Genomic DNA, 19,102 nt, shown 5'->3' with positions numbered 1-19,102 from the left:
AATGACCGAACCTCGCCCACTCCGTGTCGAACCCATCCGCGTCGAAACCCGCCGGGCCGGCCGCATCGACCGGCCCACCGGCCGTCACCGGCCGCGGAACCTCCCGCTCGGCCACGCCGTCCCCGCCGACCGTGCCGACCGGCCCGGTGGTGGCAGCCACCGGCCCGCGCCGCAGGCCCTCCACCACGGCCGCCGCACCACCCGACCTCAGCTTTTCGACCAGCTCGACGGAATCCGTGAACTCCGGCAACTGGTCCACGACGGTCGTCGGCAGCGGACCGGGGAACGCCGCGCCGTGCCCGTCCCACCGGTAGTCGTTCCCATGGCGCCGCCGCGAACTGCGCCCGTACACCAGCGCGTCGACCTGGCCGTCCTCGGGATTCAGCACGTACGCGAAGGAAATTCCCTTCGAACCACCGTCGGCGTGCGCGTGCAACGCGGTGTTCAGCGCGACACGACCCTCCTGGAAGCTGGTTCCCCACGCCACCCGCTCCACCTCGGTGGCGAACTCCGAGAACCAGGCCTCGCCCTCCTTGTTCCCGTACACCACACGGCCACTGTGCTCCCACGTCGACCGGTCGATCGCCTTGAACCGCTCCAACCGCTCCCGGATCTCCGACAGCCGCGCATCCTCGGCCGCCAGCTGAACGGACCTCATGCCCTGCCACACACCCCGCGTGGCGTCCTTGACCGCCTGGTACCCCTCCTCACCCGGAGGCATCACATCCAGCGAATCCCGGTACGACTGGAAATCCGACTCGAAATCCCACGACAGCGGATGCGACGCGGCGAAGTTCGTGAAGGAGTACCCCGGCAGCCCCTCGGGGTGCCGTTCGACCTCACCGAACAGACCCGGCGAGTAGAAGAGCAGCCCCTCCAGTTCCGGGTGCGCGGTAAGTGTCGCTGTTACCCCGCGGGTGTTCGCGACCCACGCGGCGATCTCCTGATCCCGCCAGTCAACGGTTTCCGCAGCGGTGTCGGGGACCGCCTCGGACGGAGTGTCGTCACCACCCCGCACGGGCGGGGAATCCGTACCGACGGCCTCCTCGGTGCCCGTCGGCCGCACCGGTGTCCCCGGCGTCTGGACCGTCCGGGTCGCGCGCGCCCGCGCCGCCTCCCGGCCTGCCTCCTTCTCGGCGATGCCGGCGGATACCGCCTCGCGGATCGCGGCGGGACCACGCGCGAGGAGGTCGGCGAACGCCCTTCGATTCGCGGCGAGTTCCTTGAGCTCGCGCGCGAACTCCGGGGTGCCCAGGGCGAAGACGAGGAAGGACGGGTCACCGAAGACGAGCTCCGCCACCTCGGGCTGTCCTTCGAGTACTGCCGTGAGCTCATCGGAGGTGAACAGTCTTCCGATCCGCGCCTTGGGGAAGACCGTCTGCGAGGACAGCAGGATCCGCTGGAGTTCGGGCCGGCGCGCGAGCCGCCGCAGGACCAGCGGCTGTTCGAGAACCGCATCGACCAGCCCCGGCTGGGCCACCAGCACCCGCCAGGCATCCGATCCCTCGGCGGCGTCCTCGACCAGCACGCGCTGAGCGCGCAGCAGTTCCCACAGCTTCGGCTGCACGGACAGCGCGGCGGTCAGGCCCGGATTCGTGAGCAGCGCCATCACCAGTTGGGCACGGCCGCGCAGGGTGGGCGCCACCTCCGGGTGGTCGAGGAAGGTCTCGATCAGCGCGGGATGGGTGGACAGGAGCAGGCCCGCGTTCGGGTTCTCGTCCAGCAGGGCCGCCAGCCCGGGCACTTCGGCGACGGCGGCGACGAGCCTCGGGTGGCTCATCGCCAGGACGATCAGGTCGGTCCGGCTCAGGATCTGCCGGGCAGCCTCCTCGTTCGCCTCCAGATCGGCCATGAGCTCGGCGTTGTCCAGCAGTTCCACGAGGAACCTGCCGTTCGGCAGGACACCCTGCTGATCGCCCAGCGCCCGGGCCACGACCGGAGAACTCGCCAGCACGTCCACGACGCCCGAGTCGTCGGCCACCGCCGTCAGCGAGTCCAACCCCTTGGTCAGAACGGCCTTGACCACCACGTTCAGGTGCGCAACCGGCTCCGGGGCGGCATTTCCCAGAACGTCGGTGAACTGCCAGAAGAGCTCCGCTGACCTCTGCAGGACGGTCATGACACCGGGAACCTCGAACGCGGCCTCGGTGAGCGACTCGCTGGACTCCATCACGTCGCGGGAACCGGGCAGAAGGGCGAAGAGGTTGGTCATACCGGTGGTGGAGTCGTACGAACGCCACATGTGACGGTTCACGGTGACGGATCGCTTGTTCGCTTCGTCACCGGCCAGCGATTCGCGCACGAAGGCGTTGGTCTCGAAGGCGTTGTACAGACCGGCGTTGGTCGCGAGGGCCTTCGCGAACCGCTCGTCGTCCCCCAGGGCCTTGCGCGCGTCGAGGGATGCCAGGAGCACCGGCATCAGTCCGGGACGTCTCCGCAGCATGGCCGCGAACGCGGAGTTCGTCATGAGGAGGTAGCGGATCGAGAGGCTGCCCGCCGCGGCCTCGCGCAGGCCCGGGACCTCCTCATAGGCCAGATGGGTCTCCTCCAGGTTGGCGAGGTACTGGGCGCGCTGCCGCTCCTCCTCGCCGTCCGCCGCCTCCAGGTCCCGCAGCGCGACCCGGCCGTCCTCCAGGGATCCGCCCGCGAGCTTCAGGATGCGCTGGTTGGCCGGGTCTATCCACCATCCCTCCTCCGTGTATCCGAGGGGACCCGTGCCCTCGATCTCCGCGCGCAGTGCGTCGGTGTCCTCCCCGTGGGCCGCGAAGCGCTCGGGGTCTGCCAGGAAGGCATGGGGAAAGACGGGCCGCCGCAGGGCCGAGACGAACAGATCGGGCGCCGCGCCGAATGCCCGGTGCAGTGCGGAATGGCGTTGGGTGGGCAAGACCTCCAGGAGGTCCTCGTCCGACAGGAACCGGATCCAGTCTTCGGGGCCCACCGCCGTCTCGTCCGGAAGCGTCGTGGCAGCGGAATCCGCCATCGTCTGGAACATCCCGCTCAGACCCCGGGCCGCGGGCAAGAGGTCCGGCCGGTACCCCAGCGCGTCACTGAGGTACCGGAATTCCCGGACCATCCGGAGCAGGGCACCGTCGTCCGCCATGAGGGCCGCCAGGAACTCGTGGTTGCCCTCCATCGCGGACGCCGTGTTGACATCCTTGTGTATGGCGGCGAACAGAAGGGCGTCCTTCTTGGCGAACTCCCAGAAGTCCGGCACATCGGCGACCCTGAACATCCGCTCCGGGAGGTCGGAAACCAGGAAGAAATAGCCCAGGCCCGGGCTCTCCACGAGGAGGTCGGCCGCATCCGGGTGGAGGTTGGCCAGTTGTCCCACGGCCCGCAGCGTCTGAGGGTCCGGCAGTGCCACCTCGCGCAGTGTGCGGTGCCGCAGGAACGCACGCAGCACCTCTCCGACCGGGAACTCCTCGTTGTCGGCCATCGCGTCGCGCAGTGGCCCGAACCCGTCGCCGAGCAGTCTCCTCAGTTCGTGCGGGTACACGAGGGAATCGACGTGCGCCGCGAGGGATTCGGCGAACTTCGGCTTCCCCACCAGCTTGGCGACGAGCTCTCGTTCCTTCTCCTTGGGGAAGACGGCACGGACCGTGGGGTGTGCGCTGATCCGCACCAGGGGATACTGGGACGCCAGTTTCTCCGGGTCGCTCGCCGGCCATACGTACGCGCCTTGCGAGGCCAGCGCCTCGCGCAGGGCGCCCGGGTCATTGAGCAGATGGTCGAAGGCGGCGGGGGTCGCAGAGAGCACCTCCGCCAGGAATCCGTTCTGGTAGGCGGTGTCCAGCAGTTCCCTGGACCCGGCGAGCTTGATCGCGAGGTCGGGACTCTCGATCAACACGTCGGAAAGGTCCTGATTGCCGTCCAAGACGCGGACCACGTCCGGGTCGGCGGCGGCCACTGCCAGCATCCCCGGGATCGCCAGCACGGTCCTGGCCTGCGACTGGTGCCGGCGCAGGGCCGACAGCAGGCCCTCGCTCTCGAAGATCGTCCGGTACACGGAGACGTCGGCGAGAACATCGGGGTGGTCCATCACCGCGACGCTGAGGTCGAGGTTGTCGTCGAGCCGCGCGATGACGGCCAGCCGCTGTTCCTTCTCCTGGCCCTCCAGGAATTCGGCGAACACCGGATTGTCCACCGCGATGAACCGGGCGGTTCCGTGCCGGCCCGCGAGCAGCTCCTGAATGATGTCCGCCCTGCCGTGGAAGGCGTTGACGAGGAGGAGGTGGTTCGCCAGGTGACCTCGGAAGTGATCGTCGGCTTCCATGGCGTCGAGCAGCTGGGGGTTGGCGGCCAGCAGGTTCGTCGAGTTCCTGTCCCGGAGCATCTGGTTGGTGAGGAAGGTGTTGTCCGGGTCGGTGAGGATCCGGAGGAGCTTCGGGCGCGTCGACAGTTGCGCAGTCAGGGCAGGGTAGGCGGTCGCCAATTGTGCGGCCGAGCCGGAGTTGGAGACCGCGACCAGCACGTTGGGGTGCCGCACCAGTTCACGCAGCGCCTCCGGGGACGGGTCGTACGGGCCGGTGCTCCGCAGTGCGGTCAGGAAGTCGGCGACCTCGATTCCCAAGTCCGCCGGAATCGTGGGGACGTTGTTCATGAGGAAGCGCGCTACGGGAACGGTCGCGCTCAGGGCCGCGGCCTCGAGCGGGGTGTTCCGCAGCCCGCGTTCCTCGACCCACCGCTTGGCGGCCCGTTCGGCGAGCCGCCGCGTTTCGTCGCGCGTGAGCGTGGGGGCCGGACCGCTGGAGGAGCTCGAGGACATCGTGGCCTCGGCCCTGGAGGAAGTCGCGGAGGAGGAAGCCAGGGCCGAGGGGGTGGGCTGCTGGGCGGCCTGGGCCTTCTTCTTCTTCGCGCCGGTGTTCTTCTTCTTCGCGCCGCCGGTCCGTCGGAGCGGGTCCGGAGCCACCTCGGGCAGGCCCGTCAGGAGGTCCCGCAGGACCGCCTTGGCCGCCACGTCGTCGCGGCCGAGGCTGTCGGTGAGGATGAAGTGCGCCAGCTGACGTACGACCTTCTCCTCGGGCGTCAGCCTCGCGTACGGAGACGTCGTATCCAACGCCGGCGGCAGATGACGCACCTCCGAGAACAACACCCGCGCACGATCGACCGCCCAATCCCGATCCTCACGATTCCGCTCGGAATGACCGAACCTCGCCCACTCCGTGTCGAACCCATCCGCGTCGAAACCCGCCGGGCCGGCCGCATCGACCGGCCCACCGGCCGTCACCGGCCGCACGGCCTCGGACTCGGTCACACCGCCCGTGTCGACCGGTCCGGTGGTGGCGGACGGCCCGCGCCGCAAGCCCTCCGTCACGGCCGCCGCCCCGCCCGGTTCCCGCAGCTTCGCGGTCAACTCGACGGAGTCCGTGAACTGCGGTACGTCCTCGACCACGGTGGTCGCCAACGGCCCGGCGATCGCCTTGCCACCGTGCCCGTCCCACCGGTAGTCGTTCCCGTGCCGCGGCCGCCGCGAACTGCGCCCGTACACCAGCGCGTCGACCTGGCCGTCCTCGGGATTCAGCACGTACGCGAAGGAAATTCCCTTCGAACCACCGTCGGCGTGCGCGTGCAACGCCGTGTTCAGCGCGACACGACCCTCCTGCAGGCCCGTGCCGTGCGACACCCGCTCCACCTCGGTGGCGAACTCCGAGAACCAGGCCTCGCCCTCCTTGTTCCCGTACACCACACGGCCACTGTGCTCCCACGTCGAGCGGTCGATCGCCTTGAACCGCTCCAACCGCGCGCGAATGACCGACAGGCGCACGTCCTCGGCCACCCGCTGCGCGTCCGCCAGGCCCCGCCACACACCGCGGGTGGCTTCCTTGACCGCCTGGTACCCCTCCTCACCCGGAGGCATCACGTCCAGCGAATCGTGGTACGCCTGGAAATCCGACTCGAAGTCCCACGACAGCCGGGCCGAACGGGCGAACGTGGCGAACGCATAGACCGGCAGCGTCTCGGGACGCCGCTCGACCGCGTCGAAGAGACCCGGCGAGTAGAAGAGCAGGTTCGTGAGCTCCGGGTGGTCGGCCAGCGTCGCCGGGACGCCGGGGGTGTCGGCGATCCACGCGACGATCTCCGGATCCTGCCAGGCAGGAACTTCCGAATCGGCATCGGCATCGGCCGGTATCTCGTCGCCGCTCCGCGTGGGCGGGGTCTGCGTAGCGGCGGCCTCCCGGTCACCCGTCGTCTCCTCCGGCGCCGCAGTAGGCCGAGCGCCGCTCGTCTCCGTGGTCACCGGGTCGGTCGGCCTCGCGGCGATACCGTCGGCCACCGCCTGGCGGATCGCGGCGGGACCACCCGCGACCAGGGCGGCCACCGCCTTCCTGGAACCGGTGACGGTGTCGAGTCCGTGGGCGAACCCATCGGTGTCCAGGGCGTACGCCAGAAGCGAGGGGTCACCGAAGATGATCTCCGCCACCTCGGGCCGGCTGTCGAGCGCCGCCACGAGGCTCCCGCCACCGAGCAGCTTGCCCGCCTGCTCCTTGGTGAGACGCGTCTGCAAGGACAGCAACACCTGCTGGAGCGCGGGCCGCCGCGCGAGCCGCCGGAAGAAGGGCGGACGGTCGAGGACGGCCTCGACCAGCCCGGGCTGGGACACCAAGGCCCGCCACACATCCGAGCCGGCGGCGGCGTCCTGCACCAGCACGCGCTGGGCACGCAGCAGATCCCACAGCTCCGGCTGCCCGGACAGTTCGGCGACCAGGGCCGGGTCCGTCAGCAGCGCGGACACGAGCCGGGCTCGGCCGCGCAGGGTGGGTACCGCCAACGGGTGGGTCCGGAGGGTGTCGATCAGCGCGGGGTGCTTGGAGAGCAGCGCGGCGACGTCCGGGTTGTGGTCGAGCAGCGCCGCCAGCCCCGGCACCTCGGCGACCGCCGTGACGAACCGCGGTTCGCGGATCGCGAGGACCGCCAGCTCGGTCCGGCCCAGGATCTGCCGGGCGGCCGCCTCGTTCGCCTCCAGCGCGGCCACGAGCTCCGGATTGCCGAGCAGGTCCCGGAAGGACTCACGGGTCGGAAGGACCCCCGACTGCTCACCGAGCGCCCGGGCGACGACCGGAGAGCTCGCCAGCAGGTCCGTCGTCCGCGGATGGCCGGCCGCCACGGTCAGCGAGTCCACCCCCGTGGTGAACACGGCTCCCACCACCAGGTTGAGGTGCTCAACCCGCTCCGCGCCGCGGTCCCCCAGGATCCTGCGCAGTTGATCGATGAACGACGGCGCCTGTTCCAGTACGGAGAGCACGCCGGGAATGTCGAATACGGCCTCGGCGAACCGCTCGCTCTCGGTGAGAACGGGATTGACCTCGGGGACGAGCGTGATCAGATTCGCCAGCGGGGCGGACGTCGTCACACGCCACATGTGACGGTTCTTGACCATCATCTCTCGGAAGGCGGTGTCCTTCTCGATCAGACCGCGCAGGAACGCGTCGTTCAGGAAGGCGTCGTACAGCTTTCCGTTGCTCGCGATGGCGGCCGTGAGACGCTCGCTGATCCCCAACGCCTTCCGCGCGCCGCGGGACTCGACGAGCAACGCCAGCAGACCGGGGCGCCGCCGCAGTGCGGACGCGAGGACGGAACTCTCCATCAGGAGGTGCTGGAGCCCCATGCTGTCGGCCACGGCCTTCCGAAGGCCCGGGACCTCCGCGAAGGCCGTGTGGGCCTCCTCCAGTGCGGCGAGATCCCGTGCGCGCCGCTCGGCGTTGCCCTCTCCCTGCCACCGCTCCTGGACCACGGCCCTGCCCTCGTCGAGGGAGCCGAGGAGCGCCTGCGGGTAGCGGTGGGATTCCGGATCGATCCACCAGCCCTCTTCCGTGTACCCGAGGGGTCCCGTGCTCTCGATCTCCGCGCGCAGCGCCTCGATGTCCTCCCCGTGGGCCGTGAAGCGTGCGGGTGCGTCGATGAAGGCCGTGCGGAAGGCCGGCCGCCGCATCGCCGAGACCAGCAGATCGGGCGCCGCCCCGAACGCCCGGTGCAGTACAGAGTTCCCTTCCCCGGCCAGGGCCTTCAGAAGGCCCTCGTCCGACAGGAACCGTACCCAGATGTCGTCGCCCACCAGCGACTTGTCCGGATTCGACAGGGCGGACGATTCCGCCATCAGGGGCAGCATCCCGCCCAGGCCCCGGGTCGCGGTCAGGATGGCCGGCTTGCGCTGTATCGCGTGAGATACCGCCGGGAACTCCCGCACCAGCCGGAACAGCTCGCCGTCGCCGGCCGTCAACCCCGGAAGGAGCTCCCGGTCGTTCCAGACGGCGTACGCCAGAGCGGAGTCCTTGTGCATCGCGGCGAGCACGTGGACGTCCTTCGCCACGGCCTCCCAAGCACCCGCTACACCGGCGAGTTTGAACAGCTTCGGCTCGAGGTCGGGGGCCGTGAGGAAGTAGGCACCGCCCGGGCTGCCGAGGAGGAACTCGACCGATTCCGGATGACGACCGAAGAACTGTCCGATGCTCCGGCGCCGGTTCATGTCCTGCGATACGAGGTTGCGCAGGGTGCCGTACCGAAGGGCCATCCGCAGCACTTGGCGGACCGGGAAGTCCGGATCCGTGGCCATGGCGTCCCGGAGCGGCTTGGAGTCGTCGCTCAGCAGCCTCCTGAGTTCGTGCGGGTGCTCCAGGACATCGATGTGATCCGCAAAGGCCTTGGTGAAGCCCGGCTCCCCCGCCAGTTTCCGCGCGAACTCCTGCTCGTCGGGGAATGCCGCGAGGGCCAGCGGGTGCGCACCGATCCGCACCATGGCCACCTTGGCCCTCGCCCTGACCGGATCACCTGGCGGCGGCGTGTACGCCTCCTGCGACGCCAGCCTGTCCCGCAGCGCGTCCGGGACATCGAGGACATCGGCGAACGCGGCGGGGCGCGCCGAGAGCACGGCCGCCAGGTTCGGGTTCCCGTAGGCGGCGTCCAGCAGCTGCCTGGAACCGGCGATCCTGAGCGCGAGATCAGGGCTCTCGATCAGTACGTCGGAAAGATCCGGATTGCCGTCGAGCACACCGACCACTTCCGGGTCGGCGGCGGCCACATCCAGCATGCCGGGGATCGCCAGTACGGTTTTGGCCTGCCTCGGGTGACTGCTCAACGCCGACAGCAGGCCCTCGCTCGCGAAGAGCTTCCGGTGCGCGGAGGCATCAGTGAGGACAGGGGCGTGGTCCATCAGGGCCATGGTCAGGTCGATGTTGTCATCGAGCTTCGAAACCACGGCACGCCGCTCGACCGCTCCCTGCGTCTTCAGGAACTCACGGAATCCCGGGCTCACCTGCGTGACCATGCGCGCGGCCGTGTTGTCGCTCTGGAACAGCTCCAGCGTGATGTCCGGCCTGTCCGCGAGGAATTGAACGATCTCCGACCGGATGGTCAGACGGCTCCTCAAGGCCTCGTCCGACTCCAGGGCGTCGAGGAGTTCCGGACTTGAGAACAAGGCCCTCGTCGAGTCCCGCCGGACGATCAGGTTGTGAACGTGGTCCCGACTGACCGGGTTGGTGAGGAACCCGAGAAGCTTCGGGCGTGCCGACAGCTGCCCCGCTGCGGCACGGTGAGCGATCATCAGGAATGCGGCCGGACCGAACTTGGATGCCGCCACGAGCACCTCGGGCTGCTGCATCACTTCCCGCAGCGCCGACAACGACGGTTCGTACTCGCTGGCGCTCCGTAGGGCGACCAGGAAGTCGGCCACCTCGATGCCCAGACCGGCCGGAATGGAATCGGCGTGAGTCGTGAGGAACCGTGTGATACCGGCGATCACGTTCGGGGACATGGCGTCGAAGGTGGCGTTCGGCGAGGCGTATTCCTCGGCCCAGCGCTTGGCGGCCCGTTCGGCGAGGCGCCGCGCCTCGGCCGGGGTGGTCCGGGGGGCCGGGCGGCTGGACGAACTCTCGGACATCGCGGCCCGGACGGTGGAGGAGGTCGAGGCCGTAGTCGAGGTCGAGGTGGAGGCCGAAGTGGAGGCCGCGGCCGAGCCGGTGGGCTGCCCGGCGGGCTGAGCCTTCTTCTTCGCGCCGGTGTTCTTCTTCGCGCCGCCAGTTCGTCGGAGCGGGTCCGGAGCCGCCTCGGGCAGGCCCGCCAGGAGGCCCCGCAGGACCGCCTTGGCCGCCACGTCGTCACGGCCGAGTCCGTCGGTGAGGATGAAGTGCGCCAGCTGACGTACGACCTTCTCCTCGGGCGTCAGCCTCGCGTACGGAGACGTCGTATCCAACGCAGGCGGCAGATGACGCACCTCCGAGAACAACACCCGCGCACGATCGACCGCCCAATCCCGATCCTCACGATTCCGCTCGGAATGACCGAACCTCGCCCACTCCACATCGAACCCGGCCGCGTCGAAACCCGCCGGACCGGCCACGTCATCCGGTACGCCGGCAACCGTCACCGGGCGCGGCGCCCCCGGCTCGGCCGCACCGACCCCACCGACCGGTGTGTCGCCGACCGCCGCCGGCCCTCGCCGCAGGCCCTCGGCCACCGCCGCCGCACCGCCCGGCTCGCGCAGCTTCGCGGCCAGCTCGACGGAATCCGTGAACTCCGGCAGTTCCTCCACCATGGTGGTCGACAGCGGCCCGGCGATCGCCTTGCCGTGCCCGTCCCACCGGTAGTCGTTCCCGTGCCGCGGCCGCCGCGAACTGCGCCCGTACACCAGCGCATCGACCTGGCCGTCCTCGGTATTCACCACGTACGCGAAGGAGATGCCCTTCGAACCACCGTCGGCGTGCGCGTGCAACGCGGAGTTGAGCGCGACACGCCCCTCCTGGAAGCTGGTTCCCCACGCCACCCGCTCCACCTCGGTGGTGAAATCCGAGAACCAGGACGCGCCTTCCTTGTTCCCGTACACCACACGGCCACTGTGCTCCCACGTCGACCGGTCGATCGCCTTGAACCGCTCCAACCTCTCCCGGATCTCCGACAGCCGCGCCTCCTCGGCCGCCAGCTGAACGGACCTCATGCCCTGCCACACACCCCGCGTGGCGTCCTTGACCGCCTGGTACCCCTCCTCACCCGGAGGCATCACATCCAGCGAATCCCGGTACGACTGGAAATCCGACTCGAAATCCCACGACAGCCGTGCCGAACGGGCGAACGTCGTGAACGCGTAGTCCGGCAGCGTCTCGGGACGCCGATCGACCGCGTCGAAGAGACCCGGCGAGTAGAAGAGCAGGCCCCCCAGCTCCGGGTGTTCGGCCAGCGTCTCGGAGACTCCGGGCGTCCTGTCGATCCATGCCGCGATCTCGGGGTCCTGCCAGGCAGGGAGTGTCGTACCCGCATCGGCCCCGGCCTGGACCCGGGCCAGCGTCTCCATGGCGCTCGGCGTGGGCGGGAGGACCGCGGCCACGGTCTCCTCGGTGCCGGTCGACCCGGTCCGCGTCGGCGGGACCGTCCGGGTGGCACGCTCGTCAGCGGCCGCCCTGGCGGCGGCCTTCTCGGTGATACGGCGGGAGACCGCCTCGCGGATTCCCGCGGGACCACCCGAGACCAGGCCGGCGAGCGTCCCCCGGGAAGCGGTGAGTTCCCTGAGTTCGTGGCCGAATTCCGGGGTGTCCAGGGCGTAGTCCAGGAGCGAGGGGTCCCCGAGGATGATCTCCGCCACCTCGCGCTGTCCTTCGAGAACCGCCGTGAGGCCCTCCCGCTCGAACAGCTTCACGGCCTGCGCCGCGGTGAGGGGAACCGGCGAGGAAAGCAGCGCCCGCTGGAGCTCGGACCGGCGCGCGAACCGCCTCAGGAGCGACGACCGGCCCAGAACGGCCTCCACCACCCCGGGCTGGGCCACCAGCGCGCGCCACACCTGCTCACGGCCGGCGGCGTCCTGCACCAGGACGCGCTGGACGCGCAGCAGGTCCCACAGCTTCGGCTGCGCGGACAACTCGGCCAGCAGGTCCGGGGTGCCGCGCAGGGCGGACACCAGGTCGGCGCGGCCGCGCAGGGTGGGGACCGCCGCCGGGTGGTCCAGGAAGGCCTCGATCAGAACGGGGTGATCGGCGATCAGGGTGGCGACGTCCGGGTTGTGGTCGAGCAGGGCGCCCAGCCCCGGCACCTCGGCGACGGCAGTGGCGAACCGCGGGTTGCCGATCGCCATGAGCGCCAGATTCTTCCGGCTCAGGATCAGCCGGGCGGCCGTCTCGTTCGCCTCCAGGGCGGCCAGGAGCTCCGCATTGCCGACCAGCTGCCGGAAGTAGTCGCTGACCGGTAGGACCATCGGGTGATCGCCCAGCGCGCGGGCCACCACCGGGTGGGCCACGAGCGTGTCGACCACGGCCGGACCGTCGGCCGCCACTGTCAGCGAATGCACCTCCTTGGTGAGGAGCGCCCTGACCACCGCGTTCAGCTGCTCGATCCGCTCCGGGCCGCCGTCTCCCCGGATCGCCGTGAGCCGGTTGACGAGTTCGACGGACCGGTACAGGACGGAGGTGACCCTTTGATCGCGGAACGCGGCTGCGGCCAGCGGCTCGCTGGCGACCAGCAGGGCGGCGGAATCGGGCACGAGGGCGAAGAGGTCCCATACGTCGCCGGCGTACGGCAGGCGCCACATGTGCCGGTTCGTGGCCATGCCCCATCTGTGCAGATCGCTGTCCTCGATCACGTCGCGCAGGAACGCATCGTTCAGGAAGGCGTTGTACAGCTTGGGGTTGGCGGCCAGGGCCTCCATGAGCCGCGGCTCCGCCTCCAGGTTCCGGCGCACGACACTGTCGGCCAGGACCAGCGGTACGAGGGCCGGACGCTGCCGCAGCATGGCCGCGAACGCGGGCTGTGACATCAGGAGGTGACGGACCGACTCGCTTTCGGACGCGGCGTCGCGCAGACCGGGGACCTCTTCGAGTGCGAGATGGGCCGCCGCGAGCCGGTCCCGGTACTCGGCGCGCCGCGGAGCGGCCGCGTCGTCTCCGGGCCACATGCCGTCGAGTGCGGCCCGCCCCACCTCCGAGGGGACGAGCACGAGGTTCATGATCTCGCGGTCCTCCGGAAGGAGCCTCCAGCCCTCCTCCGTGAACCCGGGCTCGCCCACGCCCTCGATCTCCGCGCGCAGCGCGTCCGCGTCCTCACCGTGGCGTACGAAGCGTTCCGGATCACTGATGAAGGCGTCGCGGAACGCGGGCCGCCGCATGGCCGAGACCAACAGATCGGGTGCGGCTCCGAACGCCCGGTGCAGCGCGGAATTCCCTTGCGCGGACAGGGCCGCCAAGAGTTGCCTGTCCGACAGGAACCGGCTCCAGACGTCGCTCCTGACCGTGGGCACGTCCGGGTGTGCCAGGGAAGCGGAGTCCGCCATCGCGCGGAACACGGCGCCGAGCCGCTTGGTGTTCTTCACCAGTTCCGGAGCGTCCACGAGGGCCTTGCCGAGGTGCCGGAATTCCCGGACCGCGCCGAGCAGGGCGGCACCGTCCGTCATCAGGGCCGGCAGGGCCCCCTTGACGGTGAGGAGGACCGACGCCTTCGGGTCCTTGTGGACCGTGCCGAGTACACGGGCGTCGCTCATCGCGTGTTCCCACACTCCCGCAACGCCGGCGACCGGGAGGATCGAGTCCACCAGATCGGCGTGGGCCATGAAGAAGGCCACGCCGGGGCTGTCGACGAGGACCGCGGCCTCCTCCCAGCCCTTCGCGGCGAACTGCGCGGCCGCCCGCCGGAAACCGACGTCCTCGATGAGGCCGTCCCTCAGCTTGCGGTGCCGGATGGCGGCACGCAGGACCTCCCGGACCGGGAAGTCCTTGTCCGCTGTGATCGCCCCGCGCAGCGCCTCGGCTTCCTCGCTGAGCAGCCACCTGAGTTCGTGCGGGTGCCAGAGCACGCTGATGTGCTTGTCGAGAACCTCGGTGAACTCCTGGTTCTCCGCCAGTTTCGCCACGAGTTCGCTGCCGTTGGGGAACGTGGCGAGGGCCAGCGGGTGCCCGCTGATCCGCATCATGGCGAGCCGGTGGGCCGATCTGGCCTCGTCGCGCATCGGCCACACGTGTGCTTCCTGCGACCGCAGCGCGTCCCGCAGGGCCTGGGTGTCCTGGAGCAGGTGGTCGAAGGCGCCGGGGCGTGCCGAGAGCACACCGGCCAGGTGCTCGTTCCCGTAGGCGACGTCCAGGAGGTCCCTCGACCCGGCGATCCTGACCGCGAGCGCGGGGCTCTCGACCAGTACGCCGGAGAGTTCGGGGCTGCCGTCCAGCACCTCGATCACGCTCGGATCGGCGGCGGCCACCGCCAGCATCCCGGGGACGGCCAGTACGGTCCGCGTCTGTCGCGGACTGCTCCGCAGGGCTGACAACAGCCCCTGATTCGCGAAGAGTTCGCGGTACGCGGCGACATCGGGAAGGGTGTGGTCGTAGTCGATGAGCGCCATCGCCAGATCGACGTTGTCGTCGAGCTTCGCAAGGGTGGCACGCCGTCCACTCTCGTCCTGGGTCATCAGGAAGTCGTTGAAGACCGGATTCGAGAAGGTGACCTTGCGGGCGGCGCTGCGACCGTCCCTGAGCAGTTCCCGGATGATGTCGAGCCGGCCCGGGAAGGCGCCGACCAGGTAGAAGTGCCGGAACAGGGCGCTCCTGAAATCGTCGTCCGATTCCACGGCGTCGAGGAGTTCCGGGCTGGAGATCAACAGGTCCCTGGACGCCTCCTGGTTCAGCAGGGCGTCCGTCGGTTCCCTGCTATCGGAGTCGGTGAGCAGCCCAAGGAGCTTCGGGCGCGTCGACAACCGCTCCGCCAGGGCGGAGTGGGTGACCACCATATAGGCGGCCAGGCCTTGGTTGGAGGCCGCCACCAGCACGTTGGGGTACCGCACCAGCTCGCTCAGCACGGAGGCGGGTACGTCCTTCACGCCGACGTTCCGCAGGGGTACCAGGAGGTCGGCCACCTCGACGGCCAAATCCGCGGGAATCACCGAGGAGTGGGTCACGAGGGTGCGGGCGACTTCGGCGATGGACTTCGTACGCGCGGCCTCCGTCAGGGGGACCCGCGGCGGGTGTTCCTCCGTCCAGCGCTTGACGGCGCCTTCGCCGAGCCGCCGGGCCTCGTCCGGGGTGATCCGGGTGGGCGACGCCACGCTGGGCGAGCCGGTGGACGGTGTGGCCTGGTTCGTCGAGGAGGTCGAGGCCGTCGCGGTGGCCTGCTGGGCGGCCTGAGTCTTCTTCCTCTTCGCACCGGCGTTCTTCTTCTTCGCGCCGCCGGTCCGTCGGAGCGGGTCCGGAGCCGCCTCGGGCAGGCCCGCCAGGAGGCCCCGCAGGACCGCCTTGGCCGCCACGTCGTCACGGCCGAGTCCGTCGGTGAGGATGAAGTGCGCCAGCTGACGTACGACCTTCTCCTCGGGCGTCAGCCTCGCGTACGGAGACGTCGTGTCCAACGCAGGCGGCAGATGACGCACCTGCGAGAACAACACCCGCGCACGATCGACCGCCCCATCCCGATCCTCGCGATTCCGCTCGGAATGACCGAACCTCGCCCACTCCACATCGAACCCGGCCGCGTCGAAGCCGGCAGCGCCCGCCACGTCAGCCGGCCCGCCACCGACCGTCACCGGCCGCGCGGCCTCGGAGTCGGCCACGTCGACGCCGCCGTCCCCGCCGACCGTGCCGACCGGCCCGGTGGTGGCAGCCGCCGGCCCGCCCCGCAGGCCCTCCACCACGGCCGCCGCACCACCCGGCTCCCGCAGTTCCTCGACCAACCGGACCGAGCCCGTGAACTCCGCCGACTGGTCGATCACGGTGGTCGGGAGCGGCCCGGCGATCGCCTTGCCACCGTGCCCGTCCCACCGGTAGTCGTTCCCGTGCCGCGGCCGCCGCGTACTGCGCGCATAGACCAGCGCGTCGACCTGGCCGTCCTCGGGATTCAGCACGTACGCGAAGGAGATGCCGCCCGAACCACCGTCGACGTGCGCGTGCAACGCCATGTTCAGCGCTACGCGACCCTCCTGGAAGCTAGTCCCCCACGCCACCCGGTCCACTTCAGTGGCGAACTCCGAGAACCAAGCCTCGCCCTGCCTGTTCCCGTACACCACCCGGCCGCTGTGGTCCCACGTCGAACGGTCCAGGACGGAGAACCGCTCCAGCCGCTCCCGAATGTCCGACAGCCGCGCCTCCTCGGCCGCCGACCGCGAGGACTCCAGGCCCTGCCATACGCCGTGCGTCGCGTCCTTGACCGCCTGGTACCCCTCCGTGCCCGGAGGCATCACATCCAGCGAATCGTGGTAGGCCTGGAAGTCCTTCTCGAAATCCCACGTCAGCGCGTGCGAAGCGGCGAACGTCGAGAAGGAATACCCCGACAGCATCTCCGGGTGCCGCTCGACCGCTCCGAACAGACCCGGCGAGTAGAAGAGCAGGCCTTCCAACTCCGGGTGCGCGGCCAGTGCCCGGGAGGCTTCCGGGGTGTTCGCGACCCAGTCCGCGATCTCCGGGTCCTGCCAGTCGACGGCGTCCCCATCGGGCTCGAGATCAGGATCGGCATCGGCCGTCGTGTCTTCGGCGCTCCGCGTCCTCGGCGGGACCGTCACGTCGGGCTCCTGCGGGGTCGCCGGCGCAGCCGGTTCCACGACAGGCGGGGCGGTGCGTGCGGCCCCGGGCTCATCGCGGGCCGCCTCCGCGTCGGCAAGGGCAGCGGCCGCCTGCCTCAGCGCATCGGAACCTCCCGCGATCAGATCGGCGAACGACCTCTGGGAGACGGCGAGTTGCCTGACCGTCCGGGTGAACCCGGGCGCGTCCACGGCGTAGGCCAGGAGGGCCGGATCCCCGAAGACGAGCCGGGCCACCTCGGGGCGTCCTTCGAGGAGCGCCACCAGGACCTGGTTGTCGAAGAGCTTTCCGGCCTGCTCCGCGGTGAGCCGGTCCCGCGAAGACAGCAGTGCCCGCTGGAGCTCCGGACGGCGCCCGAGCCGTCGCAGGAAGGACGGCCGGCCGAGAACCGCATCGACCAGCCCCGGCTGGGTCACCAGCACCCGCCAGGTATCCGATCCCCCGGCGGCGTCCTCGACCAGCATGCGCTGAGCGCGCAGCAGGTCCCACAGCTTCGGGTTCCCGGACAGCTCGCCGGCCAGGCCCGCGTTCGTGAGCAGGGCCGTCACCAGCCGGGCGCGGCCGCGCAGGGTGGGCACCGCCACCGGGTGGGCGAGGAGGACCTCGATCAGCTCCGGACGGGCGGAGAGGAGAGCAGCGGTGTCCGGGGCCTCGTCGAGCAGTGCGCCCAGCCCCGGTACCCCGGCGACGGCCGTGACGAACCGAGGTTCGCGGAGCGCGAGGAGCGCGAGGTCGGTCCGGCCCAGGATCTGCCGGGCGACCGCCTCGTTCGCCTCCAGAGCGGCCACGAGCACCTCGTTGCCGAGGAGTTCCAGGAAGGACTCGTCGTCCGGCAGGACATCCGGCTGATCGCCCAGCGCCCGCGCCACCATCGGGGCACCCGCGAGCGTGTCCACGACCACCGGGTGGTCGGCCGCCGCCGTGAGTGACGCCAGCCCCTTGGTCAGAACGGCTCTGACCACGGTGTCCAGGCGCTCGACCTCCTGCCGGGTGTGCCCCCCGAGGACGGTTCTGAACTTTCCGAAGATCTGGGGTCTGCGGTCCAGGACGGAGATGGCCCCGGGAATGTCGAACGTGGCCTCGGCCAGCGGCTCGCTGGCCGCCATGATGTCGAGGGTGCCGGGCAACAGTGCGAAGAGGTCCGCCATCGGGCCGAAGTCCGGCAGCCGCCACATGTGGCGGTTCATGGCCATGGATCTTCTGACCGGAGCGTCCCTGGCGACCATGTCGCGCAGGAACCAGTCGTTCATGTAGGCGTTGTACAGCTTGCTGTTGCTCCCGAGGGCCGCCGTGAAGCGCGGGTCGGCGCCCAGGGTCCGTCGGGTGTCGATGGAGTCCAGCAGCTGGGGCAGCAGGCCGGGACGCTGCCGCAGCGTGGACGTGAACCCGGCGCTCTCCATCAGGAGGTACCGGACCGACAGGCTGCCCTCCATGGCCCCGCGCAAGCCGGGAACCTCGTCGAGGGCGAGATGGGCCGCTTCGAGACGGGCGAGGTACTTGGTGCGCCGCAGCGGGGCATCGGCCTCTGGCGGCCACATCCCGTCGAGCACGGCCCGGCCTTCTTCGACGGTGCCGAGCGCGAGGTTCAGGATGGTGTGGTCCTCCGGAAGAAGCTTCCAGCCCTCTTCCGTGAAGCCGACCTCGCCCGTGCCCTCGATCTCCGCGCGCAGCGCGCCGGGGTCTTCTCCGTGGCGGGCGAACCGCGCGGGATCGCTGGTGAAGGCCTCTCGGAAGGCCGGCCGCCGCATGGCCGAGACCAACAGATCGGGCGCCGCGCCGAACGCCCGCAGCACGTCGGCGTTCTCCTCTTGGGCGAGAGCCTCCAGGAGCGGCCGGTCCGACAGGAAGCGGTCCCAGACGTCGGCACCCACCGCGGTCGCGTCCGGGCGCGCCAGGGCAGCGGAATCTGCCATCGCGTGGAACGTCCGGCCCAAGCCCCGGGCACCCGCCAGGAGCTCCGGGTTCTCCTTCATGGCGACGCTGACGTTCCGGAACTCGCGCATCAGCCGGAGCAGGGCGCCGTCGTCCGCGAGCAGGGCCGGCAGGGCCTCCTCCTGATCGATGGCCGCCGGCGCGTCCAGGTCCTTGTGGACCGTGGAGAGCAGCCGGGCGTCGCTCCTCACGTGGTCCCATACGCCGGGGACATCGATGAGCAGGATGGCCGATTCCACGATCTCGCTGAACGCGAAGAAGAAGGCGACGCCCGGACTGTCGATGAGGATCGCCGCTTCCTCGGGACTCCTGTCGAAGAACTGCTGGGCCGTCCGTCGGCTGCTCTCGTCGTCGATGAGGCTGTCGCGCAGGGTGTGGTGGCGGGTGGCGGTACGCAGGACCTGGGCGACCGGGAAGCTCTCGTCCGAGCCGATCGCCTCGCGCAGGTCGGCGGAGTCCTCGCTCAGCAGCCTCCTCAGCTCGTGCGGGTACTTGAGGGCGCCGATGTGCCGCTCCAGGGCGGCGGCGAACCCCGGCTCCCGACCCAGCTTGCGGACGAACGCGTCCCCCTCGGGAAAGGCCGCACGCACCAGCGGATGCCCGGTGAGCCGCATCACCGCAAGCGGGAACGCAGACCTCGCCGGATCACGCTCCGGCCACGCGTACGGACCCTGCGACTCCAGCCGCCCGCGCAGTGTGGGCGC

1 protein-coding gene is annotated in these 19,102 nt (G+C 70.3%); it reads right to left on the bottom strand.

Going from position 1 to position 19,102, the window contains the following annotated elements; genetic code table 11:
- On the bottom strand, window positions 1-18,988 hold an 18,988-nt coding region (locus AB0O21_RS39210), incomplete at its 3' end, for a hypothetical protein (RefSeq protein WP_365180397.1).
- Between the last annotated feature and the right edge of the window lie 114 nt (window positions 18,989-19,102).

Origin of the sequence: Streptomyces sp. NPDC091371, from assembly GCF_040684275.1 — a bacterium.
Lineage (GTDB): Bacteria > Actinomycetota > Actinomycetes > Streptomycetales > Streptomycetaceae > Streptomyces.
The sequence above is the reverse complement of the archived record's forward strand: the minus strand, read 5'-3'. Positions and strand labels throughout refer to the sequence as shown.